Source organism: Streptomyces sp. NPDC006450 (assembly GCF_040612195.1).
In the GTDB taxonomy this organism is placed as follows: domain Bacteria; phylum Actinomycetota; class Actinomycetes; order Streptomycetales; family Streptomycetaceae; genus Streptomyces.
This window is the reverse complement of sequence record NZ_JBEXPT010000027.1, coordinates 33,094-59,275: the sequence shown is the minus strand read 5'-3', so window position 1 is coordinate 59,275 and position 26,182 is coordinate 33,094. Positions and strand designations below refer to the sequence as shown.

Annotated in this window: 28 protein-coding genes; 15 read left to right on the top strand and 13 right to left on the bottom strand. The window is 72.7% G+C overall.

The annotated features are described in order from the left end of the window. Positions 1-47: 47 nt before the first annotated feature. Genes ABZY57_RS12145 through ABZY57_RS12130 form a run of 4 tightly spaced genes read right to left on the bottom strand, consistent with a single transcriptional unit; the run spans position 48 to position 3,891 of the window. Complete coding sequence (locus tag ABZY57_RS12145; RefSeq protein ID WP_356510856.1) at positions 48-1,205, bottom strand: acetyl-CoA C-acetyltransferase; 1,158 nt, start codon at positions 1,203-1,205, stop codon at positions 48-50. 46 nt (positions 1,206-1,251) lie between these two features. Next, positions 1,252-1,887, bottom strand: coding sequence for a TetR/AcrR family transcriptional regulator (locus ABZY57_RS12140; protein WP_356510854.1), 636 nt, complete (start codon positions 1,885-1,887; stop codon positions 1,252-1,254). A 40-nt stretch (positions 1,888-1,927) separates the two neighbouring features. Beyond that, complete coding sequence (locus ABZY57_RS12135; protein WP_356510852.1) at positions 1,928-2,746, bottom strand: SDR family oxidoreductase; 819 nt, start codon at positions 2,744-2,746, stop codon at positions 1,928-1,930. After that, positions 2,743-3,891, bottom strand: coding sequence for an acyl-CoA dehydrogenase family protein (locus tag ABZY57_RS12130; RefSeq protein ID WP_356510850.1), 1,149 nt, complete (start codon positions 3,889-3,891; stop codon positions 2,743-2,745). The genes ABZY57_RS12135 and ABZY57_RS12130 overlap by 4 nt, the downstream gene beginning before the upstream one ends. 46 nt (positions 3,892-3,937) lie before the next feature. Here ABZY57_RS12130 and ABZY57_RS12125 point away from each other — a divergent pair, with 46 nt between their 5' ends. The 3 genes from ABZY57_RS12125 to ABZY57_RS12115 are packed head-to-tail and all read left to right on the top strand — an operon-like array spanning position 3,938 to position 6,926. Beyond that, the gene (locus tag ABZY57_RS12125; RefSeq protein ID WP_356510848.1) at positions 3,938-4,798 is read left to right on the top strand and encodes an enoyl-CoA hydratase; all 861 of its coding nucleotides are present in this window, start codon (positions 3,938-3,940) and stop codon (positions 4,796-4,798) included. Then, on the top strand, positions 4,798-5,943 hold the full coding sequence (locus ABZY57_RS12120) for an acyl-CoA dehydrogenase family protein (RefSeq protein WP_356510846.1): 1,146 nt from the start codon (positions 4,798-4,800) through the stop codon (positions 5,941-5,943). Before ABZY57_RS12125 ends, ABZY57_RS12120 begins: the two co-directional genes overlap by 1 nt. Beyond that, complete coding sequence (locus tag ABZY57_RS12115; RefSeq protein WP_356510844.1) at positions 5,943-6,926, top strand: acyl-CoA dehydrogenase family protein; 984 nt, start codon at positions 5,943-5,945, stop codon at positions 6,924-6,926. Before ABZY57_RS12120 ends, ABZY57_RS12115 begins: the two co-directional genes overlap by 1 nt. On the opposite strand, the gene ABZY57_RS12110 is transcribed toward ABZY57_RS12115, so the two are convergent. The 3 genes from ABZY57_RS12110 to ABZY57_RS12100 are packed head-to-tail and all read right to left on the bottom strand — an operon-like array spanning position 6,908 to position 8,849. Beyond that, a complete protein-coding gene (locus tag ABZY57_RS12110) occupies positions 6,908-7,291 on the bottom strand; it encodes a YrdB family protein (protein WP_356510842.1) in 384 nt (127 codons plus the stop codon). The genes ABZY57_RS12115 and ABZY57_RS12110 overlap by 19 nt on opposite strands. Before the next feature lie 56 nt (positions 7,292-7,347). Then, positions 7,348-8,142, bottom strand: coding sequence for a class I SAM-dependent methyltransferase (locus ABZY57_RS12105; protein WP_356510840.1), 795 nt, complete (start codon positions 8,140-8,142; stop codon positions 7,348-7,350). A 53-nt stretch (positions 8,143-8,195) separates the two neighbouring features. Continuing rightward, on the bottom strand, positions 8,196-8,849 hold the full coding sequence (locus ABZY57_RS12100; protein ID WP_356510838.1) for a response regulator transcription factor: 654 nt from the start codon (positions 8,847-8,849) through the stop codon (positions 8,196-8,198). A gap of 237 nt (positions 8,850-9,086) precedes the next feature. On the opposite strand from ABZY57_RS12100, the gene ABZY57_RS12095 reads away from it, so the two are divergent. From ABZY57_RS12095 to ABZY57_RS12080, 4 genes are all read left to right on the top strand, one after another. Then, a complete protein-coding gene (locus ABZY57_RS12095) occupies positions 9,087-10,241 on the top strand; it encodes a peptidoglycan DD-metalloendopeptidase family protein (protein ID WP_356510836.1) in 1,155 nt (384 codons plus the stop codon). Between the two features lie 140 nt (positions 10,242-10,381). Beyond that, on the top strand, positions 10,382-11,587 hold the full coding sequence (locus ABZY57_RS12090) for a histidine kinase (protein ID WP_356510834.1): 1,206 nt from the start codon (positions 10,382-10,384) through the stop codon (positions 11,585-11,587). A 127-nt stretch (positions 11,588-11,714) separates the two neighbouring features. Further along, positions 11,715-11,918, top strand: a complete 204-nt coding sequence (locus ABZY57_RS12085) for a cold-shock protein (RefSeq protein WP_112447913.1) — start codon at positions 11,715-11,717, stop codon at positions 11,916-11,918. Between the two features lie 104 nt (positions 11,919-12,022). After that, positions 12,023-13,714 (top strand): DEAD/DEAH box helicase, encoded by a 1,692-nt coding sequence (locus ABZY57_RS12080; RefSeq protein ID WP_356510831.1) that lies wholly within the window; start codon positions 12,023-12,025, stop codon positions 13,712-13,714. A gap of 125 nt (positions 13,715-13,839) precedes the next feature. On the opposite strand, the gene ABZY57_RS12075 is transcribed toward ABZY57_RS12080, so the two are convergent. Genes ABZY57_RS12075 through ABZY57_RS12055 form a run of 5 tightly spaced genes read right to left on the bottom strand, consistent with a single transcriptional unit; the run spans position 13,840 to position 18,293 of the window. Then, positions 13,840-14,772 (bottom strand): tyrosine-protein phosphatase, encoded by a 933-nt coding sequence (locus tag ABZY57_RS12075; RefSeq protein WP_356510829.1) that lies wholly within the window; start codon positions 14,770-14,772, stop codon positions 13,840-13,842. Between the two features lie 31 nt (positions 14,773-14,803). Then, positions 14,804-15,910, bottom strand: coding sequence for a nitronate monooxygenase (locus ABZY57_RS12070; protein ID WP_356510827.1), 1,107 nt, complete (start codon positions 15,908-15,910; stop codon positions 14,804-14,806). A 3-nt stretch (positions 15,911-15,913) separates the two neighbouring features. Continuing rightward, positions 15,914-16,678: a CoA-transferase gene (locus ABZY57_RS12065; protein ID WP_356510825.1), complete on the bottom strand. Its 765-nt coding sequence runs from the start codon at positions 16,676-16,678 to the stop codon at positions 15,914-15,916. Continuing rightward, positions 16,675-17,526 (bottom strand): CoA-transferase, encoded by an 852-nt coding sequence (locus ABZY57_RS12060; RefSeq protein ID WP_356510824.1) that lies wholly within the window; start codon positions 17,524-17,526, stop codon positions 16,675-16,677. The genes ABZY57_RS12065 and ABZY57_RS12060 overlap by 4 nt, the downstream gene beginning before the upstream one ends. Next, positions 17,523-18,293 (bottom strand): enoyl-CoA hydratase family protein, encoded by a 771-nt coding sequence (locus ABZY57_RS12055; RefSeq protein ID WP_356510822.1) that lies wholly within the window; start codon positions 18,291-18,293, stop codon positions 17,523-17,525. The genes ABZY57_RS12060 and ABZY57_RS12055 overlap by 4 nt, the downstream gene beginning before the upstream one ends. Positions 18,294-18,349: 56 nt before the next feature. Here ABZY57_RS12055 and ABZY57_RS12050 point away from each other — a divergent pair, with 56 nt between their 5' ends. Further along, entirely contained in the window at positions 18,350-19,114 is a 765-nt protein-coding gene (locus tag ABZY57_RS12050; protein WP_356510820.1) for an SDR family oxidoreductase, read from the top strand. Between the two features lies 1 nt (position 19,115). After that, entirely contained in the window at positions 19,116-20,024 is a 909-nt protein-coding gene (locus tag ABZY57_RS12045; RefSeq protein ID WP_356510818.1) for an SDR family oxidoreductase, read from the top strand. 51 nt (positions 20,025-20,075) lie between these two features. Here the strand turns inward: ABZY57_RS12045 and ABZY57_RS12040 are convergent, their stop codons facing one another. Continuing rightward, a complete protein-coding gene (locus tag ABZY57_RS12040; protein ID WP_356510816.1) occupies positions 20,076-20,531 on the bottom strand; it encodes a hypothetical protein in 456 nt (151 codons plus the stop codon). Positions 20,532-20,740: 209 nt separating this feature from the next. Between ABZY57_RS12040 and ABZY57_RS12035 the strand changes: the two genes are divergently transcribed. From ABZY57_RS12035 to ABZY57_RS12010, 6 genes are all read left to right on the top strand, one after another. Beyond that, positions 20,741-21,523: a 2-keto-4-pentenoate hydratase gene (locus tag ABZY57_RS12035; protein ID WP_356510814.1), complete on the top strand. Its 783-nt coding sequence runs from the start codon at positions 20,741-20,743 to the stop codon at positions 21,521-21,523. Positions 21,524-21,533: 10 nt separating this feature from the next. Then, positions 21,534-22,478 carry an acetaldehyde dehydrogenase (acetylating) gene (locus ABZY57_RS12030; protein ID WP_356510860.1) on the top strand — a complete coding sequence of 315 codons (945 nt, stop codon included), beginning with the start codon at positions 21,534-21,536 and terminating at the stop codon, positions 22,476-22,478. Then, positions 22,475-23,524, top strand: coding sequence for a 4-hydroxy-2-oxovalerate aldolase (gene dmpG / locus ABZY57_RS12025; protein ID WP_356510812.1), 1,050 nt, complete (start codon positions 22,475-22,477; stop codon positions 23,522-23,524). Before ABZY57_RS12030 ends, dmpG begins: the two co-directional genes overlap by 4 nt. Before the next feature lie 94 nt (positions 23,525-23,618). Beyond that, a complete protein-coding gene (locus ABZY57_RS12020; RefSeq protein WP_356510810.1) occupies positions 23,619-24,767 on the top strand; it encodes a Rieske 2Fe-2S domain-containing protein in 1,149 nt (382 codons plus the stop codon). Further along, positions 24,767-24,997, top strand: a complete 231-nt coding sequence (locus tag ABZY57_RS12015; protein ID WP_356510808.1) for a hypothetical protein — start codon at positions 24,767-24,769, stop codon at positions 24,995-24,997. Before ABZY57_RS12020 ends, ABZY57_RS12015 begins: the two co-directional genes overlap by 1 nt. Continuing rightward, the gene (locus ABZY57_RS12010) at positions 24,990-26,093 is read left to right on the top strand and encodes a ferredoxin--NADP reductase (RefSeq protein ID WP_356510806.1); all 1,104 of its coding nucleotides are present in this window, start codon (positions 24,990-24,992) and stop codon (positions 26,091-26,093) included. Before ABZY57_RS12015 ends, ABZY57_RS12010 begins: the two co-directional genes overlap by 8 nt. Positions 26,094-26,182: the final 89 nt, after the last annotated feature.

Here is a 26,182-nt window from a genome sequence, read left to right as displayed (position 1 = left end):
CAGTGCTCTGCGGAGCACTGCCCCGGGGGACCGGGTTCCGGCGGTGGCTACAGGCGCTCGATGATGGTGACGTTGGCCTGGCCGCCGCCCTCGCACATGGTCTGGAGGCCGAAGCGGCCGCCGGTGCGCTCCAGTTCGTGGAGCAGGGTCGTCATCAGCCTGACGCCCGTCGCGCCCAGGGGGTGTCCCAGGGCGATCGCGCCGCCGTTGACGTTGACCCGCTCCGGGTCCGCGCCCGTTTCCTTCAGCCAGGCCAGGGCCACCGGGGCGAAGGCCTCGTTGATCTCGACGAGGTCGATGTCGGAGAGGGACATGCCCGTCTTCTTCAGCGCGTACGCCGTCGCCGGGATCGGCGCCGACAGCATGCGGATCGGGTCCTCGCCGCGGACCGACAGGTGGTGGATGCGGGCCCGCGGGCGCAGCCCGTGTTCCCGTACCGCCCGCTCCGAGGCCAGCAGCATGGCCGCCGCGCCGTCCGAGACCTGGGAGGAGACCGCCGCGGTGATCGTGCCGCCCTCCATGACCGGCTTCAGACCGGCCATCTTCTCCAGCGTGGTGTCGCGGCGCGGGCCCTCGTCCACCGACACCGCCCCGTACGGGACGATCTCCCGCTCGAAGCGGCCCTCGTCGATCGCGCGCAGCGCCCGCTGGTGGGAGCGCAGGGCGAACTCCTCCATGTCGAGGCGGGAGATGCCCCACTTCTCGGCGATCAGCTGCGCCCCGTGGAACTGGTTGACGGGGGAGTCCCCGTACCGGGCCCGCCACCCCGCCGACCCCAGGTAGGGGCCCTCGGTGAAGCCCAGCGGCTCGGCCGCCTGCCGCGAGGCGAAGGCGATCGGGATCATCGACATGTTCTGGGTGCCGCCCGCGACCACCAGGTCCTGGGTGCCGGACATGACGCCCTGCGCCGCGAAGTGCACGGCCTGCTGCGAGGATCCGCACTGGCGGTCGATGGTGACGCCCGGGACCTCCTCGGGGAGCCCCGCCGCCAGCCAGGCCGTCCGGGCGATGTCGCCCGCCTGCGGCCCCACCGTGTCGAGGCAGCCGAAGACCACGTCCTCCACGGCCGACGGGTCGATCCCGGACCGTTCGACGAGGGCCCTCAGGACGTGCGCCCCGAGGTCGGCCGGGTGGACCTCGGACAGGCCCCCCTTGCGCCGCCCCACGGGGGTGCGTACCGCTTCGACTATGTAGGCCTCGGGCATCGGAGCTCCTCAGGGATATCCAGGCATGTGCCGGGGATGTACGGGATTACGTTCGTGTGGCGATGCCGTCCAGGACCATCGACAGGTACTGGCGGGCGATCTCCTCCGGGCTGTGCTGGCCGCCCGGGCGGTACCAGGACGCCGCCACCCACACCGTGTCGCGCACGAAGCGGTACGTGAGGCGGATGTCCAGGTCGCCGCGGAAGACCCCGTCCGCGACCCCGCGCTCCAGCGTCCCCAGCCACGCCTTCTCGAACTTGACCTGCGAGTCGGAGAGGTAGTGGAAGCGGGGCTGGACCGACAGGTGCCGGGACTCCTTCTGGTAGATGGCGACCGCGGCGCGGTGCCGGTCGATCTCCCGGAACGATTCGGTGACGAGGGCCTCGATGGTCTGCCTGGGTCCGAGACCGGCGGCGAGGACGGTGTCGTACCCCTCCCACAGCTCGGTCAGGAAGGCGGAGAGGATCTCGTCGAGCATCGATTCCTTGGAATCGAAGTGGTAGTAGAGGCTGCCGGCGAGCATGCCGGCGGCGTCGGCGATCTTGCGGACGGTGGTGGCGTTGTAGCCCTGCGCGGCGAAGACCTCGGCGGCGGTGTCGAGGAGTTCGCGGCGGCGTTCGGGCGACGCCGTCACCTGGGGCTTCTTCTTGGCCGTCGGTGCGATCGGCTTGTTCGTGGGCACGCGTCCATTCTGGTACCGCGCCGGCCGGTCATCCGACGGCCTACGCGTGCTGACTGCTGACCGACACGGTCTCGCCCGTCATGTACGACGAGTAGCCGCTGGCCAGGAAGACGATGACGTTGGCGACCTCCCAGGGCTCGGCGTACCGGCCGAAGGCCTCGCGGGCGGTGAGTTCGGTGAGCAACTCCTCGCTGGTGACCTTCACCAGGTGCGGGTGCATGGCCAGGCTCGGCGCGACCGCGTTGATCCGTACGCCGAACGCGGCCGCCTCCAGCGCCGCGCAGCGGGTCAGCGCCATCACCCCGGCCTTGGCGGCGGCGTAGTGGGCCTGCCCGGTCTGGGCGCGCCAGCCGACGACGGAGGCGTTGTTGACGATCACCCCGCCCGTCCCGGAGGCCCGCATCGCGCGCATCGCGGCGCGGGTGCAGCGGAAGGTGCCGTTCAGCGTGACGTCGAGGACGCGGGACCACTGGTCGTCGGTCATGTCGACGAGGTCCGCCGTGCCGCCGAGCCCGGCGTTGTTGACGACGAGGTCGAGGCGGCCGTGGAGCCGTTCGGCGAGCGCGAAGAAGGCGCCCACCTGCTCCTCGTCGGTGACGTCGCAGGGCAGGGAGGCGACCCGGTCCGCGCCGAACTCCGCGGCCAGCGCCTCCTCGCTCTCCTTGAGGCGGCGGGCGTGCGCGTCGCCGATGAGGACGCGGGCCCCCTCCTCCAGGAACCGGCGGGCGGTGGCCCCGCCGATGCCGGCCCCGGCGGCGGCGGTGATCACGGCGCTCCGGCCGGTCAGCAGCCCGTGCCCGGCGACGTACTCGGGCGCGTTGCGGAGCGCGTGGCCCGATCGGTCTTCCGGTGCGTTCATGCCCGTACCTCCTTGGGAAGGCCGAGGACGCGCTCGGCGACGATGGTGCGCTGGATCTCGTCGGAGCCCGCGTAGAGGGTGTCGGCGCGGGAGAAGAGGAAGAGCCGCTGCCAGTCGTCGAGGTCGTACGGGTCCCCGTGCGCCCCCGCCGCCAGGAGCGAGGGGGCCCCGCAGACGTCCATGGCGAGTTCGCCGAGGTCCCGGTGCCAGCGGGCCCAGTACAGCTTGGCCGTGGACGGGGCGACCCCGGGCCGCAGCGCGGAGGCGCGCATGGTCTCCAGGCCGATCCAGGCCCGGACGAGCCGGTCGCGGATCAGCGGATCGGCCATCGCGCCGTTGCGCCGCGCCAGGGCGGCCAGGTCTTCGAGCTCGCGGCGGAAGCCGACCTGCTGACCGAGGGTGGAGACCCCCCGCTCGAAGCCGAGGGTGGCCATGGCGACGGCCCAGCCCTCGCCGGGTGCGCCGACGACGTGGGCGGCGTCGGTGCGGGCCCCGTCGAAGAAGACCTCGTTGAACTCGGAGGTTCCGGTCAGCTGGACGATGGACCGGACCTCCACCCCGGGCTGGTCCATCGGGACCAGGAGGTAGGACAGTCCCGCGTGCCGGCGGGAGCCCGGTGTGGTGCGGGCGACGACGAAGCACCACTGGGAGGCGTGGGCCAGGGAGGTCCAGATCTTCTGGCCGTCCACCACCCAGGCGCCGTCCACCAGGGCGGCTCGGGTGCGGATGTTCGCCAGGTCCGAGCCGGCGTCGGGCTCGCTGTAGCCCTGGCACCACAGCTCCTCCACGGCCCGGATGGGCGGCAGGAAGCGCCGCCGCTGCTCCTCGGTGCCGTGCGCGATGAGGGTGGGGCCGAGGAGCTGCTCGCCTATGTGGTTGACGCGCGCGGGCGCGTCGGCCAGCGCGTACTCCTCGTGGAAGGCGATCTGCTGGGCGGTGCTCGCGCCGCGCCCGCCGTACTCCACGGGCCAGCCCACGCAGGTCCAGCCGTGCGCCGCCATGTGCTGTTCCCAGGCGAGGCGTTCGGCGAAGGCCTCGTGCTCCCGGCCCGGTCCGCCGCGGCCCTTGAGGGCGGCGAACTCACCGGTGAGGTGGGCCCGTAGCCAACTCCGAACCTCGGTGCGGAACTCCTCGACGCTGCTCATGGCCGTACGTTAACCTACCAAACACTTGTTAGGGAAGGATCCAGGGATGCCCGACGACGAAACCCCCGTGCTCTACGAGCGCCGCGGCCCGGTCGCGTACGTGACCATGAACCGCCCCCGATACCGCAACGCCCAGAACAGCGCGATGACCTACGCCCTCGACGACGCCTTCTACCGCGCCGCCGACGATCCCGCGGTCAAGGTCGTCGTCCTGGCCGGGGCCGGCGAGCACTTCTCGGCGGGCCACGACATCGGCACCCCGGAGCGCGACGCGCACCTGCCCTTCGAACGCCGGGCGGGCCTGTGGTGGGACCACTCCCAGCGCTCCGGCGCCGAATCCCGCTTCGCCCGCGAATCCGAGGTCTACCTCGGCATGTGCCGTCGCTGGCGCGAGCTGCCCAAGCCCGTCATCGCCTCCGTCCACGGCGCCTGCGTGGCCGGCGGGCTGATGCTCGCCTGGGTCTGCGACCTGATCGTGGCCAGCGAGGACGCCTTCTTCGCCGACCCCGTCGTCCGCATGGGCATCCCGGGCGTCGAGTACTTCGCCCACCCGTGGGCCATGCCCCCGCGCATCGCCAAGGAATTCCTCTACACCGGCGACCGGATGCCCGCCCGCCGGGCCTACGAGGTCGGCATGGTCAACCGGGTCGTCGAGCGGGCCGAACTGGCCGGAGCCACCGACCGGCTCGCCCTGCGGATCGCCGAGATGCCCTCCTTCGGCCTGGCCCTCACCAAGCGGGCGGTCAACCAGGCCGAGGACCTCCAGGGCCTGCACACCGGCATGGACTCCGTCTTCGGCCTGCACCACCTCGCGCACGCCCACAACGCCGAGACGGCGGCGGACTCGCTCGGCGGCATGAACGTGTTCACGATGAAGGGCGCCGCGATGAAGGAGGCGAACAGCTGATGGACCTGAACCATGCGGCGGACGTGGAGGCCTTCCGGGCCGAGGCGCGCGACTGGCTGGCCGCCCACGTGCCCGCCACCCCCCTGCCCTCCCTGGAGACCGGCGAGGGCTTCGCCGCCCACCGGGCATGGGAGGCGCTCCTGCACTCCGCCCGCTGGTCGGTGGTGTCCTGGCCCGAGGAGTACGGCGGCCGCGGCGTGGACATCGAGCACTGGCTGGTCTTCGAAGAGGAGTACTGGGCCGCCGGCGCACCCGGCCGGGTCTCGCAGAACGGCATCAACCTGCTCGCCCCCACCCTCTTCGACCACGCCACCGACGAACAGCGCGCCCGCGTCCTGCCCTCCATGGCGAGCGGCGAGACGATCTGGGCCCAGGCCTGGTCCGAGCCCGAATCAGGCTCCGACCTCGCCTCCCTGAAGTCCCGCGCCGTACGCACCGAGGGCGGCTGGCTGCTGTCCGGGCAGAAGACCTGGTCCTCGCGGGCCGCCTTCGCCGACCGCGCCTTCGGCATCTTCCGCACCGACCCCGAAGCCCCCAGGCCCCACCAGGGGCTCACCTACCTGATGTTCGACCTGCACGCCCCCGGGGTCACCGTGCGGCCCATTGGCCGCCTCGACGGCAAGCCCGCCTTCGCGGAACTCTTCCTCGACGAGGTCTTCGTCCCCGACGCGGACGTCATCGGCGAACCCGGACAGGGCTGGCGGATCGCCATGTCCACCACCGGCAACGAACGCGGGCTCACCCTGCGCGCCCCCGGCCGCTTCCTCGCCGCCGCCGACCGCCTCGTGGAGCTGTGGCAGAGCCACGGGGACCCGGCCGACACCGCACTGCGCGACCGGGTCGCCGACGCGGTCGTCGGAGCCCGCGCCTACCAGCTGTTCACCTGGGCCAACGCCTCCCGTTTCGCCGCCGGCGAGACGATCGGCGCCGAGTCGAGCCTGAACAAGGTGTTCTGGTCCCAGTACGACATCGCCCTGCACGAGAGCGCCCTCGACCTGCTGGGCCCCGACGCGGAACTCGCCGACGGGGAATGGGCCGAGCCGTGGATCTTCTCCCTCGCCGGACCCATCTACGCGGGGACCAACGAGATCCAGCGCGACATCATCGCCGAGCGGCTGCTCGGCCTCCCGAAGGGCCGCCGCTGATGCGCTTCCTGCCGACCGAAGAACAGGCGGACTTCGCCCGCACCCTGCACGGACTGCTCGCCGCCTCCGACGTCCCGGCGGCGGTACGGGCCTGGGGCGCGGGCGACCACACACCGGGCAAGGCCCTGTGGGCACGGCTCGCCGCCACCGGGCTGTTCGCCCTCACGGCCGACGAGGCCCACGAGGGCATGGGCCTCATGCCCCTGGAACTGGCGACCGGGTTCGTGGAGCTGGGCCGCGCCGGAGTCCCCGGCCCGGTGGTGGAGACGGCCGCCGCGGCCGTACTCCTGACCCGGCTCGGCGAGGGAGCACTGGCCAAGCGGTTCCTCCCCGGGCTGGTGGCCGGGGAGACCTCGGCCACCCTGACCCTGCCCGGCGGAGGCCCGTACGCCCTGGACGCCGACGCCGCCACCCACCTCTTCACGGTGTCCCCGGCCGGAGAGCTCCGCCTGGCCCCCGGCGCCGGACCGCTGCGCACCTCCACCGACCCCGCCCGCCGCCTGGCCCTCCCGGACGGCGGCGGCGAACTCCTCGCCGCCGGCCCGGCGGTCACCGCGGCGGCCCGGGACGCCGCGGACTGGGCACGGCTGCTGACCGCCGCCCAATGCCTCGGCACCGGCGAGGCCCTCCTCGCGCGCACGGTGGAGTACGCGAAGCAGCGCACCCAGTTCGGCACGGCGATCGGCGGCTTCCAGGCCGTGAAGCACCGGCTCGCCGACACCCTGCTCGGCCTGGAGTTCGCCCGCCCCCTGCTGTGGGCGGCCGCGCTCTCCCTGGCCCCCGGGGAGGTCGCCGCGGCGAAGCTGACCGCGGGCGAAGCGGCGTACGCGGCCGCCATGACCGCGCTCCAGCTCCACGGCGCCGTCGGATACACCGAGGAACTCGCCCTCTCCCTGTGGCTGCGCAAGGCCCGCCCGCTGCGCGACGCGTGGGGGAGCCCCTCGCAGTGCCGGGCGGCGGTGCTTCAGGAGCGGTTGCGGTAGTACGCGGAGAGAGCGGTGTTCACGACCACGGCCACCGCGAACCACAGGGCCGGCTGCCGCTGCCCGAGCGCGAGCAGCGCCAGGGCGGCGGCGCCGAACACCACGGCCTTGACCGCGAGCTGAGCGGCGAGGGGAACGGTGAACCGGGACTTCGGCGCCGCGAACATCCCCCAGAGCACGGCGGCGGCGGCCGGCGCGGCCACCGCCAGGCCGAGGGACCCCGCCCAGCCGATGTCCCGGCTGAAGCCCCACCAGGCCAGCACGACCAGGATCATCAGCTCCAGCAGGAAGGCGATCCCTTCGTTGACGAGGAAGAACGCGTGGACGGGCGGAGACAGCCGAGAAGGCGACGGAGTGGGAGACATGGCGGTCAGCCTCACGGGGCCGGGCCGCAATCCGCTAGTGCCGCGACCGCACCGTCTCAGATGACGGCGACGCTGAGGGTGACCACGTAGGGCTCTTCCACCGCTCCGTCCGGAAATGCCGGATGCAGCCGGGCCCGCTCGCCGTCGAGGAACTCCCGCGTGCCGGCCGCGCCCAGCAGCAGGAACGCGGAGTGGCTCGCCAGGTTCGCCAGATGCGCCTCCAGCGGGATCCACCGGGACCACGGAACGGTCCGCGTGGTGAAACCGGAGCCGAGGCCGCGCGGGAGCGTGCGGTAGCCCAGGGCCTGCGCGGTCCCGCCGACCGCGCCGGCGCCGCCGGCGACCGCGCCGCCCGGGCCGCCGGCCGCGAAGAAGGCGCGGATCCGCTCGCCCTGCTCCGCGACCCAGCCGGCCGACTCGTCCAGGTCGTTCCACCAGATCGCGAGCGCCCCGCCGGGCCTCAGCACCCGGCGGGCCTCGGGCACGGACCGCGCCGGATCCGTCCAGTGCCAGGCCTGGGCGTACGTCAGGAAGTCGAAGGAGCCCCCGGCCAACGGCAGCCGGTCCCCGTCCCCGCGCACGATCGGGATACCCGGCCGGGTGCGCCGGAACTCGGCGGCCATCCCGTCCCCGGGCTCCACCGCCACCACCTCGGCGCCCCGGGCGCGCATCGGCGCCGTCCCGATCCCGGTCCCCGCCCCCACGTCGGCCACCCGGGCCCCGGCGAACCGGCGCCCGGCCAGCTCCTCGACGGCGTCGTACAGCGCCTCGGGATAGCCGGGCCGGTGCCGCCCGTAGAGAGCGGCGGCGCTGTCGAAGGACCGGGCCCGGGAGCGGGGAGTCGTCGTCATGGCGCCATTGTTTTCGCTCACGCCCGTACCGGCCAGCCCTCTCCGGGCTGCGGTCACGCGGCGCGGACCAGCCCCGCCTCGTAGGCGAGGATCGCGGCCTGGGTCCGGTTCGAGAGGTCGAGCTGCGTCAGGATCCGCGAGACGTACGTCTTCACGCTCGCCGGGGACAGGTGCAGCGCCTGCGCTATCTGCAGGTTCGTCCGGCCCTCGCCGACCAGCGCGAGGACGTCCCGCTCGCCGGGGGACAGGGTGGAGAGCTGCTCCGCGTGATCGGGCGCCCCGGTGCGGGTGTCCGCCCGTTCCAGCAGCACCCGCATCACCCCGGGAGCCAGGGCGCTGCCGCCCGCCGCGACCGTGCGGATGCCGGCGGAGAGCTCCTCGGGGCGCAGGTCCTTCAGCAGGAACCCGGCCGCGCCGGCCCGCAGTGCGTCCAGCACCAGGTCGTCCGCCGTGTAGGCGGTGAGGACGAGCACGCGCGGCGGATCCGGCAGCCGCAGCAGCTGCAAGGTCGCCTCCAGGCCGTCGACCTTCGGCATGACCAGGTCCATCAGCACCACGTCGGGCCGGTGCGTCCGCGCCAGCGGCACGGCCTCGGCCCCGTCGGCGGCTTCCGCGACCACCTCGATGTCGGGCGCGCTCGCGAGCAGGGTCACCAGGCCCGACCGTATGAGGCTCTGGTCGTCGACCACCATCACGCGGATCGTCATGTGACCCACCTCCCCTGAAGCCCCTGAATCCCCGTCTCATTGCGGACATTACCGCCATATCGGGACTTAGGTCTGCCCAACCCTCCCTCCCCGGTCCCCTTTTGCTGCCCTGCTTGTCCTCTTTCGGGGACTTCGGGGACCCCCCGTCCTCCCGGACGGTGGTGACCGAGGCCGAACGCACCACCGCTTCACCCGGTGCACCGGCCTCCGCAATGTCCCCGAAGTCAGGAACTCCGCATGTCTTTCCCGTCTGCCCGTACCCTCGCCGGTCTCGTTGTCGCCGGTATCGCCGCACCCGCCGCCGTGGGCCTCGTGGCACAGCCCGCGTCCGCCGCGTCGGTCGGCACGTGGGACAAGGTCGCCCAGTGCGAGTCCACCAACGACTGGAGCATCGACACCGGCAACGGCTACTACGGCGGCCTGCAGTTCTCCTCCAGCACGTGGGCGGAGTTCGGCGGCCGGCAGTACGCCCCCCAGGCCGACCGGGCCACCAAGGCGCAGCAGATCGCCATTGCCGAGAAGGTCCTGGCGACCCAGGGTCCGGGCGCCTGGCCCTCCTGCGGCAAGCTCGCCGGCCTCCAGCGCGGCGGACCGGCCCCCGAGGCCCCCGAAGCTCCTGCCAGGGGCGCCGGCACCTCGACTGCGGACGGGCACGTCGAGGCCCCGGCGACCCCGGCCGCCCCGAAGCGCACCCAGGGCGCCCACGGCTACACCGTCGTCAGCGGGGACACCCTCGGCACCATCGGTTCCGAACTGGGCGTCAGCTGGCAGACGCTCTACTCCAAGAACCGCTCGGTGATCGGGTCCGACCCGGACATGATCCTCCCGGGGCAGCGCCTCGCGTACGGCTCCGGCTCCGGCGCCTCCTCCGACTCCGGCAGCAGCACCCCGGCCGCGCCGAAGTCCTCCAGCTCGTCCCGCTCCTCGGGCGACTCCGAGTCCTCCGGGCCGTCGAAGAGCGGCGCCCGCAGCAGCTCCCGCAGCAGTGCCGAGGGCGCCCTGCCCGTCTCCGGCGGCACCGTCTCCGCGCGGTACCACCAGGCGGGCGGCTGGGCCGCCGGCTACCACACCGGCATCGACTTCGCGGTGTCCACCGGCACCCCGGTCCGGGCCGCGGCCGCGGGCACGGTCGTCTCCTCCGGCTGGCAGGGGGCGTACGGCAACGCCGTGGTCATCAAGCACGACGACGGCCGCTACAGCCTCTCCGCCCACCTCTCCTCGGCGACCGCCTCCGAAGGCGGGCGCGTCTCCGCCGGCGAGCAGATCGGCCGCTCCGGCAACACCGGCAACTCCACCGGCCCGCACCTCCACTTCGAGGTCCGCTCCAGCAACAGCTACGGCGCCGACATCGACCCGGTCGCCTGGCTGAACGGCCACGGCGTCTCCCTGTAGGCGACGAACCGGTTCGCAGCGAGCCGGTTCACCGAGAACGCGTCCCCCCGGGATGCCCCTTCGGCGGAAGGAGGGCAACCTGGGGGGACGTTTTGGCATGTTCTGCGCACTTCTGTGCGCTGATGGGGGGTGGTGGAGTCATGCAGGCCGTGCCCGGTCGCGCCGGACAGCTGCTGGAGCGGGGTCTGCGGACCCTGACCGGGGAGAGCAGCGGGGCGCCGGACCCCGTGCGCGCCCGCCGCACCGACATCTGGCTCGCCCTCCTCTGCGGACTGCTCACCACCCTCAACCTCCACGACGTGCACCGCTTCGGCCTCGTCACCGACTACCCCACGAGCCTGGCCGCCGGCTGGCTCGCGGCGCTCTCCCTGCTCTGGCGCCGCTCCCACCCGTGGATCCCGGCGCTCGCCGCCACCGCCGCCACCGTCGTCTCCGACGACCGGGGCCCCCTCGTCTTCGCCGCCTACGCCCTGGCCGCGTACGGCCGCACCCACCGCTGGGGCGGGGTCCTGCTGATGGCCGTCGTCTACGCCGCCACCCGCGACCTGTTCCTGCCGCTCGGGTACGCCGGGCGCGACCCCGCCTCCTTCGTCCTCGGCTCCATCCTCGTGCCCGCCCTGTACGGGGAGACCGTGCGCCGCAACCGGCACGTCATGACCGCGCTGCGCGAGCGGGCCCGCCAGGCCCACGCCGCCGTGGACCAGGCGGCCGACCTCGCCGTGGTCCAGGAACGCACCCGTTTGGCCCAGCGCACCCACGACGGGCTCGGCCACCGCCTCACCGCCCTCACGCTGCAGGCCGCGGCCCTGCGCCTGGACGCCGAGGCCGACCCCCGGGTCCGGGAGGCCGCCGGAGCCGTGGAGGAATCGGCGCGGGCCGCGATGGCCGAGGTCAGGGAGGTGCTGGACATGCTGACCGACCCCGCGGGCAGCCGTGCGTACACCTCCCCCGTGGACGTGGGCCGCTTCCTCGGCTCCCTGGCCCGGAACATGCGGGCCACCGGCATGGAGATCACCCACCGCACCCAGCCCGGCCTGGGACCCTTCCCGGCGGCCGACGGGCGGCTGCTGCTGCGGATCGCCCGCGAGGGGCTCACCAACGCGGCGAAGTACGCCCCCGGCTCCGCCGTCCGGATGAACCTGTACACCGAGGACGGGGAGGTTCGCCTTGATGTGGTCAACACCGCCCCGGAGGGGGAACGGATCGTCCTCGACTCCGGTGGGATGGGCATTCCGGGGCTCCGCCAGGCCCTCACGGAGGTGGGCGGGAAGCTGCGGGCCGGACCCACTCGGGACGGAGGTCACATGCTCGCGGCGACACTCCCCGACCGACGTGTGCTAGCTTAGAGCTCGTTGCAGTTGTGGTACCCATGAACTTTATGTGCGCCTGACGGGAATGCTCCGACAGGCGCTTTTATTGTTTTGCCGGAATCTCCGGATGGGGCCCTTTGCCGCCTATTCAGGAGATTCAAAAATGGCACTTGGCACCGTGAAGTGGTTCAACTCGGAAAAGGGCTTCGGCTTCATCGAGCAGGACGGTGGCGGCCCGGACGTCTTCGCCCACTACTCGAACATCGCCACCCAGGGCTTCCGTGAGCTCAACGAGGGCCAGCGCGTGTCCTTCGACGTCACCCAGGGCCAGAAGGGCCCCCAGGCGGAGAACATCCTCCCCGCCTAAGGCAGTCAGCACGCCGGGGTCCGCACCGACTAGGTGCGGACCCCGGCTTGTCTGCTGTTTCGAACCATTTGATTTACCTGCCGGTTTCAGGAGGGCTTTCTCGCATGACCAGCTCCAGCTCCGCACGACCCAGCCGCCGCCCCACCCGGGGCCGAGGTGCGGCCCAGGGACGTCCGAAGGCTGGCGCGGGACGGCAGAAGTCCGCCCCCGTAGCCAGGCCCCAAGAATTCACCATGCCCGAACCGCTGACCCCGGCCCTGCCGCCGGTGGACGCGTTCGGAGACATGGACATGCCCGAGGCGCTGCTGAAGACCCTCGCAGCCCAGGGCGTCACCGAGCCGTTCCCGATCCAGGCCGCGACCCTGCCGAACTCCCTCGTCGGCCGTGACCTGCTCGGCCGCGGCCGTACCGGCTCCGGCAAGACGCTGGCCTTCGGCCTGGCCCTGCTGGCCCGCACCGCCGGCCGCCGCGCCCAGCCGAAGCAGCCGCTCGCCCTGGTCCTCGTACCGACCCGTGAGCTCGCGCAGCAGGTCACCGACGCGATGTCCCCGTACGCCACGTCCGTCAACCTGCGCATCACGACCGTCGTCGGCGGCATGTCGATCAACCGGCAGTCCGGCGCCCTGCGCCGCGGCGCCGAGGTGCTCGTCGCCACCCCCGGCCGCCTGAAGGACCTCATCGACCGCGGTGACGCCGACCTCTCCCAGGTCTCCATCACGGTCCTCGACGAGGCCGACCAGATGACCGACATGGGCTTCATGCCGCAGGTCACCTCCCTGCTCAAGCAGGTCCAGCCCCAGGGCCAGACCATGCTGTTCTCGGCGACCCTCGACAAGAACATCGACAAGCTCGTCAAGATGTTCCTGCACGACCCCGTCGCCTTCTCCGTCGACCCGTCCGCCGGTGCGGTCAGCACGATGGAGCACCACGTCCTGTACGTCATGGACGAGACCGACAAGAAGGCCGTGGCCACGCGCATAGCCGCTCGCGACGGCCGGGTGATCATGTTCGTGGACACCAAGCGCGGGGTCGACCGCATGGTCAAGAAGCTCCTCGCCGACGGCGTCCGCGCCTCCGGCCTGCACGGCGGCCGCTCGCAGCCGCAGCGCAACCGGACCCTCGACTGGTTCAAGACGGGCGAGGTCACCGCGCTGGTCGCCACCAACGTGGCCGCGCGGGGCATCCACATCGACGACCTCGACCTCGTCGTCAACGTGGACCCGCCGACCGACCACAAGGACTACCTGCACCGCGGCGGCCGTACCGCCCGTGCCGGCGAGTCCGGCAGCGTCGTCACCCTGGTCCTGCCCGACCAGAAGCGCGACATGACCCGCCTGATGTCGGACGCCGGGATCTCCCCGCGCACCGCGCAGATCAAGTCCTCCGACGAAGAGCTCGCACGCATCACCGGCGCCAAGGAGCCCTCGGGCATCCCGGTCGTCATGGAGGTGCCGCAGGCGACCCCGCCGCGTCAGCGTTCCGCCGGCCAGGCCGGCGGGGGCTCCGGCTCCGGTGCGCGCCGCCGCTCGGGCGGACCGCGTACGGGCACCGGCACCGGCGCGGCTCCGGCCGCCGGGGGCGGCCGCGGCCGTCGCACCGGTGGCGGCGCCGCCGGGCAGGCTCCTGCCTCCGGCTCCGGCCAGGCCCGCCGCGGCCAGGGCGCACAGGGCGGCTCCACGGGCGGTTCCGGCGAGCGCGGCCGGCGTACCGGAGGCGCCCCCTCCGGTGGTGCGGCCGCGGCTTCGGCCCGCAGCCGCGTGGGTGGCGCCGGCCAGGGCCGTCGCCGCTCCGCCTGATCGGCTCACACCCGTACGAACCACTGCGCCGGGCGGCACACGCCGCCCGGCGCAGTGGTGTTTTCAGGCGCAGCGGTCTTTTCGGATGCAGCGGTGTTTTCAGATGCAGCGGTGCTTGCCGGTGCCTAGCGGACCATCTTCACCTGAAGCTTCGCCAGGGTCCGCAGGTCCAGGCCGAGACCGTCGGTGAGGTAGCCGTAGAGACTGCCGTAGTCGGCCTCCATCTGCGTGGTCGCCGCGTCCAGGTAGTCCTGGCGGACCTCCTGGAGCGGGATCAGCAGATCGGGGTCCTGCATCCGGCCGGACGCCTTGACGCCCGCCCGCACCTGGGCGTCGTACGCGGCGCGGAAGGTGTTCGAGGCCAGGTAGTCGCGCTCGGCCGTGGCCTTCGGGACGGCCAGCGCGTTCAGCAGGAGGTAGCTCATCCAGCCCGTCCGGTCCTTGCCCGAGGTGCAGTGGTACAGCAGCGGGCCCTGCTTCCCGTCGGCGATCTCGCGGAGGGTGGTCGCGAACTGCGCCCGGTTCTCGGGGTTGGTCACGAACGCGCGGTAGACGTCGCGCATGTACGCCTCGGCGCGGCCGCCGCCGAGCATCTGTTCCTGCTTCACGGGATCACCGCTGCCTATCGCCGACATCAGCAGCCCGTACAGGCCGTTGTCGTTGACCGGGCGGGCCGTGGTGGTGAGGCCGGCGGGCAGTTTGTCGGCCCCGTCGTACTGGACCTCCATGGGGATGCGGAAATCGAGGACCTTCGTGAGGCCCAGACCGCCGACGGTGGTGATGTCCGAGGCGGTCAGCTTGCCCAGTGCGTCGGAGCGGTAGACCAGCCCCTGACGAACCCGGCCCCCCGTCCAGGTGCGGTAGCCGCCGAGGTCGCGGACGTTGACCGCGCCCTGGAGGGGGATCTGGCGGATCGTTTCCGTCGACTCCGTGCGGCTGTGGTGACGCGAGGCGGCGGGGCTTTCGGCCGGCGCGGCGTACGCGGCGGCGGGCAGGGTCCCGATGGCGAGGGCGGATGCGAGCACCGCGGTCGCCAGGCGGATTCGGGCACGGCTCATCTGGGGCAACTCCAGTCACGGAGAAGGGGAATCACCCTGGTGGTGGCAGGGTGCCGAGCGGATGCGGGGGGAGGGGAGGAAGCTGTGGGGGAGCGAGGCCCTGCAGCCGGTCCAGCACGGCGTGGGCCTCGGCCATGACGCGGGTGACGAGCTCCGCACAGGACGGAAGATCCTCGATCACGCCCGCGACCTGGCCCGATGCCATGACACCGAGGTCCGTACGGCCCTCGACCATGGACGCCTTGAGGAGCATGGGGGTGTTCGCGGCGAGCAGCACCTGGCTCCAGGACAGGTCCTTGCCGTGTTTCATCGCGAGGCCGTCCCGGACCATCTCCGCCCAGGTCAGGCCCGAAAGCTTCTTGAATCCGGCGGCGTGCCGCACGGCCTTGGCCAGCGCCTTCGCCCGGCCGGCCCGTTCCAGGGATGCGACCAGCTCGCTGCGCAGCATCCGGTGCGGGAGCCCGTCCACGGCCGTGGTGACCGTGACGTCCTTCACGGTCGCCTTCAGGTACTCGGCCTTCACCGCGTCCGGGACCGTCGAGTCGGAGGTCAGCAGGAACCGGGTGCCCATGGCGATGCCCGCGGCCCCGTAGGCCAGCGCCGCCACCAGACCGCGGCCGTCGCTGAACCCGCCCGCCGCGATCACCGGGATGTCCACCGCGTCGACCACCTGCGGCAGCAGCACGGTCGTGGCCACGTCACCGGTGTGCCCGCCGCCCTCGCCGCCCTGCACGATCACCGCGTCCGCGCCCCACGCCGCGACCTTCTCGGCGTGCCGGCGGGCCCCGATCGAGGGGATCACGACCACGCCCGCGTCCTTGAGCCGCGCGATCAGCTCCCTGGACGGAGCCAGCGCGAAGGAGGCCACCCGTACGCCCTCGTCGATGATCAGCTGCGCCCGCTCGGCCGCGTCCCCCGCGTCCGCGCGCAGATTGACCCCGAACGGGGCGTCCGTACGGGACTTGACCTCGTGGACCGCCGCCCGCAGCTGCTCCATGGTCATGGTCGCCGAGGCCAGGATGCCGAGCGCGCCCGCGGCCGCGGCCCCCGACACCAGCCGCGGACCCGCGACCCAGCCCATGCCCGTCTGCACGATCGGATGCTCGACCCCGACCAGCTTGGTGAATGCCGTCTCCATCGGTCAGACCCGCACTTCGCGGTCGCGCAGGCCCTTGGGGTCGATGACCTCGCGGATCAGCCGCAGCTCCTGCGCCGTCGGCTCCCGGGTGTACGGGACCTCGTCGGCGATCGCCAGCTCGAAGCCGGTCGCCGACCGGACCTGCTCCACCGTGACCCCGGGGTGCAGGGAGGCCAGGCGCATGGTGTGGTCCGGGCCGGTGAAGTCGAAGACGCCGAGATCGCTGACCACGCGGGGGAGCCGGTGGAACCGGGTCACCCCGGCCGCCGCCGCCCGGTCGTAGCCCACGCCGCTGACCATGTCGACGCGCTCGACGAACACCCGGGTGGAGTGCTTGGGGATCCAGTAGCTCACCGGATTGTTCAGGGTGTTCACCGGGGCGCCGCGCACCCCGAGGAGCTGGCGCGCCGGCTGCTCCCAGTCCCCGATGCAGGAGATGTTCTGGTTGCCGAACCGGTCGATCTGGCTTGCGCCCATCATCACGTGCCGCCGGCCGCCGGTGACCATCGTCAGGTGACGGCGGTACGGGAGCCAGCCCTCGGCCGAGCCGTCGAGCCCGACCAGCAGGGCTTCGCCGTCGGTCAGCAGCAGGTCGGGGGAGAAGGTCCGCTTCGCCAGCCGGGCTCCGAAGGAGGGCACCAGACCCATCGGGCTGGCCAGCACCTCGCCGTTGTCCCGCCAGGCCTCCGCGCAGGCGATCACGCAGTACTCGGCGCGGGTGACGGCCTCGGTGGCGGAGCCTTCGGTGGTGGTGGTCGCACTGCTCACTTCTGCTCCTCGTGCCAGGCCTGGACGGCGGACTGGTAGGCGTGCTCGCTGCCGCCGGAGAGGAAGCGCTCGGCGAACTCGGGCCAGGGGGTGGTCGCGTACAGCTTCTGGAAGGCCTCGTCGCGGTCGTAGTCGGGGGCGCAGGAGGTGAAGTGCGCGCCGTTCGGGGTCTCCACGACCCCGGTGACCGAGTGACGGCTGACGAGCAGGGACTGCGGCGGCCCGGACTTGGCGAGCTCGGCGGTCTCGACGAGCTGCTCGCAGGAGACGTAGGCGGCGTCGGCGGCCTCGCAGAAGAGGTCGTCGAAGTACGGGTCGGGGCCCAGGTACTGGGCGTTGCCGAGCCGGTCGGCCCGGTTGAGGTGGACCAGCGCGGCGTCCATGCGCAGGGCGGGGACCGCCACGAACTCCTCCCCGTCGGCGTACGGGGAGGTGACGGTGCGCAGCTCGGGGTTGACGCGCATGACGTCGGAGCCGAGGCCGGCGCGGACGGGGAGGAAGGGCAGCCGGTTGGCGGCCGCGTGCAGGCCCCACATGAACATGGCCTCGTCGAGCTCGGTGAGGGCGAGGGCGCCGCTCTCGCGGGCGGCCCGGTAGTGCGGCTCCAGCGGGATGGAGTCGAGGGTGACGAAGGGGGTGACCAGCTTGCGGATCCGGCCGGCCGCGGCGAGCAGGCCGACGTCCGGGCCGCCGTACGAGATCACGGTGAGATCGGTGACCCCGGAGCGGAGCAGCGCGCGCACCAGGGCCATGGGCTTGCGGCGCGAACCCCAGCCGCCGATGCCGATGGTCATGCCGCTGCTCAGCCGGCCGACCGCCTCTTCGGGGGTCATGCTCTTGTCGGTCATGCCGATTCCGCCTTTGCTTCGCTCGTTCCGCTGCTGCCGAAGGTGTCGCGGACCCGGTCGGCCACGCCGCTGAGGTTGGCCTCGAAGGTGAAGCCCTGCTCGAAGCGGTAGCTGCGGCGCACGTCCACGGGGTCGATGCCGTTGATGGCCGCCTTGGCGAGCCGGATGAGGTAGCCGTCCTTCTTCGCGATCTCGGCGGCCAGCTCCAGGGCGGCCGCCCGCAGTTCGGCGCGCGGGACCACCTTCCACACCGAGCCGTGCGCGTGCAGTTCGGCGGCCGTGGCGGTGCGCGAGGTGTAGTACAGGGTCCGCATGAGGTGCTGCGGGACGAGCCGGGCCAGGTGGGTGGCGGCCCCGAGGGCGCCCCGGTCCAGTTCCGGCAGTCCGAAGGTCGCGTCCTCGGAGGCGACGATGGCGTCGGCGTTGCCGACCAGGCCGATCCCGCCGCCGAGACAGAAGCCGTTCACGGCCGCCACGACCGGTACCTCGCACTCGTAGACGGCGGCGAAGGCCTCGTAGCAGCCCCGGTTGGCGCCGATGAGCGAGGTGTGGCCGGTGTCGCGCTGCATCTCCTTGATGTCGACGCCGGCGTTGAAGCCGCGGCCCTCGGCGGCGAGGACCACGCAGCGGACCTCCGGGTCGCGGCCGGCCGCGCGCAGGGCGTCGGCCAGGTCGTACCAGCCCTGCACGGGCAGCGCGTTGACCGGGGGGTAGTCGACTGTGACGAGTGCGATGCCCTTGTCGGGGCTTGAGGTGGAGACACCCATGAGCGGATCAGCTACCTTTCCACCAAACATTTGTTAGGTGAGGAAGGTAGCAGCCGATGGAGCTCAACGGGAGGGTTGTCGTCGTCACCGGCGGAACCCGGGGCGTCGGCGCCGGGATCGCGCGGTCGTTCCTCGCGGCGGGAGCCGAGGTCGTCGTCTGCGCGCGCCGGCCACCGGAGGAACCGGTCGGGGCGGCGGGCCGTACGGCGCTCTTCACCGCCCTGGACCTGCGCGATCCGGACGCCGTGCAGGACGTCTTCGCATCGGTCGCCGCACGCCACGGGCGGCTGGACTGCCTGGTGAACAACGCCGGCGGAACCCCGTACCGGCTGCTGGGGGAGGGTGAGGCGCAGCGCCACGCGCGCGTCGTCGAACTCAACCTGATCGCCCCGATGACCGCCTCCGTCGCCGCGTACCCCTGGCTCCGCGAGAGCCGGGGCTCGATCGTCATGATCGGCAGCGTCAGCGGGACCCGGCCCTCGCCGGGTACGGCGGCCTACGGGGCGGCGAAGGCGGGCCTGGAGAACCTGGCCCGTTCCATGGCCGTGGAATGGGCCCCCGAGGTACGGGTCAACTCGCTGGTCCTGGGCATGGTGCGGACCGAGCTGTCGCACCTGCACTACGGCGACGAGAGCGGGATCGCGGCGGTCGGCGCGACCGTACCGCTGGGGCGGCTGGCGGAGCCCTCGGACGTGGGCGAGGCGGCCGTCTTCCTGGCCTCCGACCGGGCCGCCTACGTGAGCGGAGCGAGCCTGCTCGTGCACGGGGGCGGCGAGCGGCCGGCGTTTTTGGATGCGGCAACTGCGAACAAGGAGAGCTGACATGGGACTTGCCGAAGGCCGCGTGGTCATCGTGACGGGCGCCGGGCGGGGGCTGGGCCGGGCCCACGCGCTGGCCTTCGCCGAGGAGGGGGCGCGGGTCGTGGTGAACGACCTCGGGGTCGGCCTGGACGGGCTGCCGGGGCCGGAGGGCCCGGCGGCGCAGGTCGTCGCCGAGATCCGGGCGAGGGGCGGGGAAGCGGTGGCGCACGGCGGTGACATCGCTACGGCACAAGGTGCGGCGTCACTGGTCGAGACGGCCGTCTCGACTTTCGGGCGGCTGGACACCCTCGTCAACAACGCGGGCTTCCTGCGCGACCGGATGCTGGTGAACCTGGACGAGGACGACTGGGACGCCGTGATGCGGGTCCACCTGAAGGGGCACTTCCTGCCGCTCAAGCACGCCGCGGCGTACTGGCGGGCGGAGGCCAAGGAGGGCCGGCAGGTCGCCGCCCGGGTCGTCAACACCTCCTCGGGGGCGGGGCTGCTCGGGTCCGTGGGCCAGGGCAACTACAGCGCGGCCAAGGCCGGGATCCTCGGGCTGACCCTGGTGTCGGCGGCGGAAATGGGCCGCTACGGGGTCCAGGTCAACGCGATCGCCCCCGCGGCGCGGACCCGGATGACGGAGCAGACCTTCGCGGACACCATGGCCGCCCCGGAAGCCGGGGCCTTCGACGCGATGGCCCCGGAGAACGTGTCCCCGCTGGTGGTGTGGCTCGGCTCCGACGCCTCGGCCGGGGTCACGGGCCGCGTCTTCGAGGCGGAGGGCGGCCGCATCACCGTCATGGAGGGCTGGCGGCCCGGCCCCACGGCCGACCGCGGAGCACGGTGGACCCCGTCGGAGGCGGGGGAGGCGGCGGCCGAACTCCTCGCGGAGTCGGAGCGGCCGCAGCCGGTGTACGGGGCGCGGTAGCGGGGCGCGGTGCGCGGTGCGCGCCGGCGGCGGCTCCGGGTCGGCGGTGGCTCAGAGCCGGCCGCGGCTCCGGGCCGGCCGCGGCTCCCGGCCGTCCCCCTCCGGGCCGTCCCCCTCCGGGCTGTCCCCCTCCGGGCCGGCCGCGACTTCTTTGCGGCCCGGTCGTACCACTGCGTCGTGAGCTTGATGCTCGCGGAGGCGTTCCCTACCTCCCACGCCGAGACGTCCACGCTCGCGCCGACCCCCCCCGTCGAGCGGGCTCGCGGAGACGTTGACCGAGCGGAACGTGAAGGTGGACCAGGCCCCCGCGACGAGCCGGGTCGGGAAGCCGACCAGTTCGGAGGTGGTCCTCGCGCTCTGCGTCCACGAGGTGCACGTGGCGAAGGGGTCGGCGGCGACGGGCGTCGCCGTGACCGGCCGGGCCACGGCGGTCGGCGCCGCGATCGGTACGGCAGGGGCCGCGACGGTCGTCGCGGCAAGGGTCGCCAGGGTGCGGCGGATGTTCATGGATCTCTCTGCTGGTGCTTCGTGCGCGGTGGCGCATGTGTGAGACGCCGTGAGGACCCCGAAACGGCTCGCAAGGTTGCCCCGAGCACCCGGATTTCCCTGCGGACGGACCTTTCCCGGTGGCCGGGAAAACGCCCTCCCGGCGCCGGACGCGGGCCGTCTAGCCTCGCCGCACCGAACCCGCCCCCCCCGCATGCAAGGACCCGCACATGCTCTCGGACCGCCACCGGCTTCACGTCGCGCAGCAGCTGCGATCCGCCGAGCACGGGCGGACGCCCGTCGCACCGCTCGGCGCCCGCTTCCCCGGCATCGACACCGAGGACGCCTACGAGATCCAGCTCCTCAACATCCGCCACCGCCTCGCCGCCGGCGACCGCGTCACCGGGCACAAGGTCGGACTGTCGTCCCCCGTCATGCAGGCCATGATGGGTGTCGACGAACCCGACTACGGGCACCTGCTGCACTCCATGGAGCTGTACCAGGACACCCCCGTCCCCGCCGCCGCGTACTGCGCGCCGCGCGTCGAGGTCGAGATCGGCTTCGTGCTCGGCGACGACCTCCCCGGCGAGGGCTGCACCGTCGCCGACGTACTGGCCGCCACCGAGCGGGTCGTCCCGGCCCTGGAGCTCATCGACAGCCGGATCGCCGACTGGCGGATCACCATCGCCGACACCATCGCCGACAACGCCTCCTCCGCCGGATACGTCGTCGGCGAGGGCCGCGACCCGCGCGAGCTGGACCTGAAGGCCGTCGACGCCACCCTGACCAGCGGATCGGACACCCTGGCGAGCGGCCGCAGCGACGCCGTGCTCGGCGATCCGGCCGCCTCCGTCGCCTGGCTGGCCCGCACCGTGGCGCGCTTCGGGGTCCAGCTCCGCACGGGCCACCTGATCCTGCCGGGATCCTGCACCCGTGCCGTGGACGTGGCCGCCGGGCGGACCTACACCGCCGACTTCACCGGGCTCGGCCCGGTGTCCCTCTCCTTCTCCTGAGGTGATCACGATCAGTACGCAGTCGCAGTCGCAGTCGCAGCCGCAGCCGCCGTCGCAGTCGAAGCCGAAAGCGACCGCCGCCATCGTCGGCTCCGGGAACATCGGAACCGACCTGCTCTACAAGCTCCTGCGCTCCCCGCACATAGAACCCCGCTGGATGATCGGCGTGGACCCCGGCAGCGAAGGCCTGGCCCGTGCCCGGCGCGCCGGACTCGACGCCTCCCACGAGGGCGTGGACCGGCTGCTGGCCCAGGACGAGCTGCCGGACCTGGTCTTCGAGGCCACCTCCGCCTCCGTGCACCGCGCCAACGCCCCCCGCTACGCCGAACTCGGCATCAAGGCGATCGACCTGACCCCCGCCGCCGTAGGCCCGGCCGTCGTCCCGCCCGCGAACCTGACCGCCCACCTCGACCGGGCCAACGTCAACATGATCACCTGCGGCGGCCAGGCCACCATCCCCATGGTGTACGCCGTCTCCCGCGTGGTCCCCGTCGCGTACGCGGAGATCGTCGCCTCGGTGGCCTCCGTCTCGGCCGGCCCCGGCACCCGCGCCAACATCGACGAGTTCACCCGTACCACCTCCCGGGGCATCGAGGAGATCGGCGGCGCCGCCCGCGGCAAAGCCATCATCATCCTCAACCCCGCCGATCCGCCGGTGATCATGCGCGACACCGTCTTCTGCGCGATTCCGGCCGACGCCGACCGCGAGGCCGTCGCGGCCTCCGTCAAGCAGGTCGCCGAGGACGTGGCCTCGTACGTACCCGGCTACCGGCTGCGCACCGAGCCGCAGTTCGACGACCCCTCCCCGCTGCTCGGCGGCATGGCCCGGGTCGCGATCTTCCTGGAGGTGGAGGGCGCCGGCGACTACCTGCCGCCCTACGCCGGAAACCTCGACATCATGACCGCCGCCGCCACCAAGGTCGGCGAGGAGTTCGCGAAGGGGCTGCAGAAATGACCGCCGTGACCACGTACTGCGACACCCTCGACATCCGGATCACCGACTCCTCCCTGCGCGACGGCTCGCACGCCAAACGCCACCAGTTCACGGGCGAGGACGTGAGGTCGATCGTCTCCGCGCTCGACGGCGCCGGGGTCCCCGTCATCGAGGTCACGCACGGGGACGGACTCGGCGGGTCCTCCTTCAACTACGGCTTCTCCAAGACCCCCGAGCAGGAACTCATCAAGATCGCCGCCGATACGGCGCGCCACGCGAAGATCGCCTTCCTGATGCTTCCGGGGCTCGGCGTGAAGGACGACATCCGCGCCGCCCACGGCAGCGGCGGACAGATCTGCCGGATCGCCACCCACTGCACCGAGGCGGACATCTCCGTCCAGCACTTCGGGCTCGCCCGCGACATGGGGCTGGAGACCGTCGGCTTCCTGATGATGGCCCACTCCACCACCCCCGAGAACCTGGCCCGCCAGGCCCGGATCATGGCCGACGCCGGCTGCCAGTGCGTGTACGTGGTCGACTCCGCGGGCGCCATGGTCATGGACGAGGTCACCGACCGGGTCGCGGCGCTGGTCGCCGAGCTCGGCGCCGACGCCCAGGTCGGGTTCCACGGCCACGAGAACCTCGGCCTGGGGGTGGGCAATTCGGTCGCCGCCGTCCGCGCCGGCGCGCTCCAGATCGACGGTTCCACCCGGCGCCTCGGCGCGGGCGCCGGGAACACGCCCGTCGAGGCCTTCGCCGCCGTCTGCCACAAGATGGGAATCCGTACCGGCATCGACGTCCTGAAGATCATCGACGCGGCCGAGGACGTGGTCCGCCCCGTCATGGAAGACGAGTGCACGCTCGACCGCATGGCCCTGCTCATGGGTCACGCAGGCGTCTACTCCAGCTTCCTCAAGCACGCCTACCGGCAGGCCGAGCGCTACGGGGTCTCCGGCGCGCAGATCCTCCTGCGCGCGGGCGAACGCCGCCTCGTCGGCGGCCAGGAGGACCAGCTCATCGACATCGCGATCGAGCTCGCCGCCACCTCCGGCCCGGCCGGCGCCTGAGGCGCGGGTCTGGGGCGGAGCCCCAGGAGACGGCGCGCCAGCCTGACCACGAACCGGACCGCACCCACACCACAACGAAGTGGAGGGCCATCCCATGGCCGAAACGACCGCAGCCGACGAAGAGACCCGCGTCATCGAAGCCGCCCCCGTGCCCGCGAGGTTCGCCCGCGGCTGGCACTGCCTTGGCCTCGCCGCCACGTTCCGGGACGGAACCCCGCACGAGGTCCGGGCCTTCGGCACCAGACTCGTCGTGTTCCAAGGGGCCGACACCCGCGAGCTGAGCGTCCTGAACGCCTACTGCCCCCACATGGGAGGCAACCTCGCCCACGGCACCGTCAAGGGTGACGCCCTCGCCTGCCCCTTCCACGACTGGCGCTGGTCCGCAGACGGCCGCTGCGCCGCCATCCCCTACGCCCGCCGCGTCCCGCCCCGTGCCAGGACCCGCGCCTGGACCACCCTGGAGCGCAACGGCCAGCTCTACGTCTGGCACGACCCGGAGGGCAACCCGCCGCCGCCCGAGGTCACGATCCCCGTCATCGAGGGCGTCGGCGACCCCGAGTGGAGCGACTGGAGCTGGAACTTCCTGCGCGTGGAGAACTCCAACTGCCGCGAGATCGTCGACAACGTCGTCGACATGGCGCACTTCTACTACGTGCACTACGCCTTCCCGCACTACTTCAAGAACGTCTTCGACGGCCACGTCGCCACCCAGTACATGGAGTCCACCCCGCGCGGCGACGTGGACCTCGGCACCCTCTCCACCGGCGGCGGCCTGCGCTCGGACGCCTCGTACTACGGCCCCTCCTACATGATCGACAAGCTGTGGAGCGATGTCGGCGGCGGCGTCGAACTCGAATCGGTCCTCATCAACTGCCATTACCCCGTCGACGAGAACAGCTTCATGCTCATGTACGGGACCATCGTCAAGAAGCTCCCCGGCATGAGCGACGAACAGGCCGCCGAGGCCGCCCGCCTCACCTCCGAGGGCCTCGCCGTCGGATTCGAGCAGGACGTCGAGATCTGGAAGAACAAGACCCGCATCGACAACCCCCTCCTCACCGAGGAGGACGGCCCCGTCTACCAGCTCCGCCGCTGGTACGAGCAGTTCTACGTGGACGCCGCCGACGTCAAGGACGAGATGGTCCGCCGCTTCGAGTTCGAGATCGACACCGCCCGCGCCACCGCCGCCTGGAAGGCCGAGGTCGCCGAGAACCTCGCCCGCCGCGCGGCCGGGACCCCGTGATGACCCCCGTCGTGTGCGGGGAGTGCGGCACGCAGGTGCTGTGCGAGAAGTTCAGCCCCGCCCACACCCAGGTCCAGTGGACCGACGAGGCGGTCGCGGTCTGCCCGCGCATCGCGGCCGAGGCCGGGGCGGACCGCCCCAGCGGCCGGGTCCGCTCCTGCGACTCCCTGCGCGCGGGCATCGAGGCCGCCGTCCTGGCGGGCCGACTGGAGGTGCCGGCCGATGTCTGACACCGACGGTCGTACGAAGTCCCGCGCCGCGGAGGTGAGCAGCCCGGCTCCGGGCTCCGCCCGGGGCGGAGCCGGCGGCAGGCTGCTGGTCCGCGTCACCGACCGGATCCAGGAGACCCCCGAGGCGGTCTCCCTCGTACTCGACGCCGAACTCCCCTACCGCCCCGGCCAGTTCCTCACCGTCCGGCTTCCCCCGTCGACCGGGGCGGGCGGCGCGGCCCGCTGCTACTCCCTGGCAGGCTCCCCGCACGCCGGGGACCCGCTGCGCATCACCGTCAAACGGGTCCCCGGCGGCGTCGGCTCCGGCTGGCTGTGCCAGGACGTGGGCATCGGCGACGAGCTGGAGATCCTGCCCCCCGCCGGCACCTTCACCCCGGCCGACCTTGACCGGGACCTGCTGCTGGTGGCCGGCGGCAGCGGGATCACCCCGGTGCTCTCCCTCGCGAAGTCGGCGCTCATCGCGGGCGGCGGCCACGTGGCCCTGGTGTACGCCAACCGCGACCCCGGCTCGGTGATCTTCCGCGACGAGCTGTGGGGGCTGGCGGAGGAACACCCCGGGCGGCTCACCGTCCTGCACTGGCTGGAGATCCTCCAGGGACTGCCGACCGTCCCGCACCTGGGCGCGCTCGTGGCCCCGTACGCGCGCCGCGAGGCCTACCTGTGCGGGCCCGCTCCGCTGATGGACGCGGCGGAGGCGGCGGTGCGGGCCTCGGGCGGCCGGAGCCGGGCGATCCACCGGGAGCGCTACTTCTCCCTGAGCGGCGACGTCTTCACCGCGGCCCCCGGGCCGGCCCCCGCCCCCGCCTCCGCCGCGGCCGGCGGCGCCACCGCGGAGGTGGAGTTCGAGGGGGCCGTGCACACCGTGGACTGGCCCGTGGGGACCCCGCTGCTCGACGTCCTGCTCGCCGCAGGCGTCCCCGCTCCCTACTCCTGCCGCGAAGGAGCGTGCAGCGCCTGCTGCTGCCGGGTGCTGGAGGGCGAGGTCAAGATGGTCCGCAACGACGTCCTGGCCCCCGAGGACCTGGCCGAGGGCTACGTCCTGGCCTGCCAGGCCCTGCCGCTCGGCGACCGCGTCCGCATCAGCTACGACGGCTGAACGGCCCCGCCGACCCGGCCGGGCCCGGTGAACGGCCGCGGGCCCGGCCCCCTGGCGAGGGGTCGGGCCCGGACTCGTTCACTCGTGCA

Bases quoted from the DNA above. Each gene is read 5' to 3' on its own strand.
- ABZY57_RS12145 (WP_356510856.1), bottom strand. From the start codon at position 1,205: ATGCCCGAGGCCTACATAGTCGAAGCGGTACGCACCCCCGTGGGGCGG.
- ABZY57_RS12135 (WP_356510852.1), bottom strand. From the start codon at position 2,746: ATGAACGCACCGGAAGACCGATCGGGCCACGCGCTCCGCAACGCGCCC.
- ABZY57_RS12130 (WP_356510850.1), bottom strand. From the start codon at position 3,891: ATGAGCAGCGTCGAGGAGTTCCGCACCGAGGTTCGGAGTTGGCTACGG.
- ABZY57_RS12125 (WP_356510848.1), top strand. From the start codon at position 3,938: ATGCCCGACGACGAAACCCCCGTGCTCTACGAGCGCCGCGGCCCGGTC.
- ABZY57_RS12120 (WP_356510846.1), top strand. From the start codon at position 4,798: ATGGACCTGAACCATGCGGCGGACGTGGAGGCCTTCCGGGCCGAGGCG.
- ABZY57_RS12115 (WP_356510844.1), top strand. From the start codon at position 5,943: ATGCGCTTCCTGCCGACCGAAGAACAGGCGGACTTCGCCCGCACCCTG.
- ABZY57_RS12110 (WP_356510842.1), bottom strand. From the start codon at position 7,291: ATGTCTCCCACTCCGTCGCCTTCTCGGCTGTCTCCGCCCGTCCACGCG.
- ABZY57_RS12105 (WP_356510840.1), bottom strand. From the start codon at position 8,142: ATGACGACGACTCCCCGCTCCCGGGCCCGGTCCTTCGACAGCGCCGCC.
- ABZY57_RS12100 (WP_356510838.1), bottom strand. From the start codon at position 8,849: ATGACGATCCGCGTGATGGTGGTCGACGACCAGAGCCTCATACGGTCG.
- ABZY57_RS12095 (WP_356510836.1), top strand. From the start codon at position 9,087: ATGTCTTTCCCGTCTGCCCGTACCCTCGCCGGTCTCGTTGTCGCCGGT.
- ABZY57_RS12090 (WP_356510834.1), top strand. From the start codon at position 10,382: ATGCAGGCCGTGCCCGGTCGCGCCGGACAGCTGCTGGAGCGGGGTCTG.
- ABZY57_RS12085 (WP_112447913.1), top strand. From the start codon at position 11,715: ATGGCACTTGGCACCGTGAAGTGGTTCAACTCGGAAAAGGGCTTCGGC.
- ABZY57_RS12080 (WP_356510831.1), top strand. From the start codon at position 12,023: ATGACCAGCTCCAGCTCCGCACGACCCAGCCGCCGCCCCACCCGGGGC.
- ABZY57_RS12075 (WP_356510829.1), bottom strand. From the start codon at position 14,772: ATGAGCCGTGCCCGAATCCGCCTGGCGACCGCGGTGCTCGCATCCGCC.
- ABZY57_RS12070 (WP_356510827.1), bottom strand. From the start codon at position 15,910: ATGGAGACGGCATTCACCAAGCTGGTCGGGGTCGAGCATCCGATCGTG.
- ABZY57_RS12060 (WP_356510824.1), bottom strand. From the start codon at position 17,526: ATGACCGACAAGAGCATGACCCCCGAAGAGGCGGTCGGCCGGCTGAGC.
- ABZY57_RS12055 (WP_356510822.1), bottom strand. From the start codon at position 18,293: ATGGGTGTCTCCACCTCAAGCCCCGACAAGGGCATCGCACTCGTCACA.
- ABZY57_RS12050 (WP_356510820.1), top strand. From the start codon at position 18,350: ATGGAGCTCAACGGGAGGGTTGTCGTCGTCACCGGCGGAACCCGGGGC.
- ABZY57_RS12045 (WP_356510818.1), top strand. From the start codon at position 19,116: ATGGGACTTGCCGAAGGCCGCGTGGTCATCGTGACGGGCGCCGGGCGG.
- ABZY57_RS12040 (WP_356510816.1), bottom strand. From the start codon at position 20,531: ATGAACATCCGCCGCACCCTGGCGACCCTTGCCGCGACGACCGTCGCG.
- ABZY57_RS12035 (WP_356510814.1), top strand. From the start codon at position 20,741: ATGCTCTCGGACCGCCACCGGCTTCACGTCGCGCAGCAGCTGCGATCC.
- dmpG (WP_356510812.1), top strand. From the start codon at position 22,475: ATGACCGCCGTGACCACGTACTGCGACACCCTCGACATCCGGATCACC.
- ABZY57_RS12020 (WP_356510810.1), top strand. From the start codon at position 23,619: ATGGCCGAAACGACCGCAGCCGACGAAGAGACCCGCGTCATCGAAGCC.
- ABZY57_RS12015 (WP_356510808.1), top strand. From the start codon at position 24,767: ATGACCCCCGTCGTGTGCGGGGAGTGCGGCACGCAGGTGCTGTGCGAG.
- ABZY57_RS12010 (WP_356510806.1), top strand. From the start codon at position 24,990: ATGTCTGACACCGACGGTCGTACGAAGTCCCGCGCCGCGGAGGTGAGC.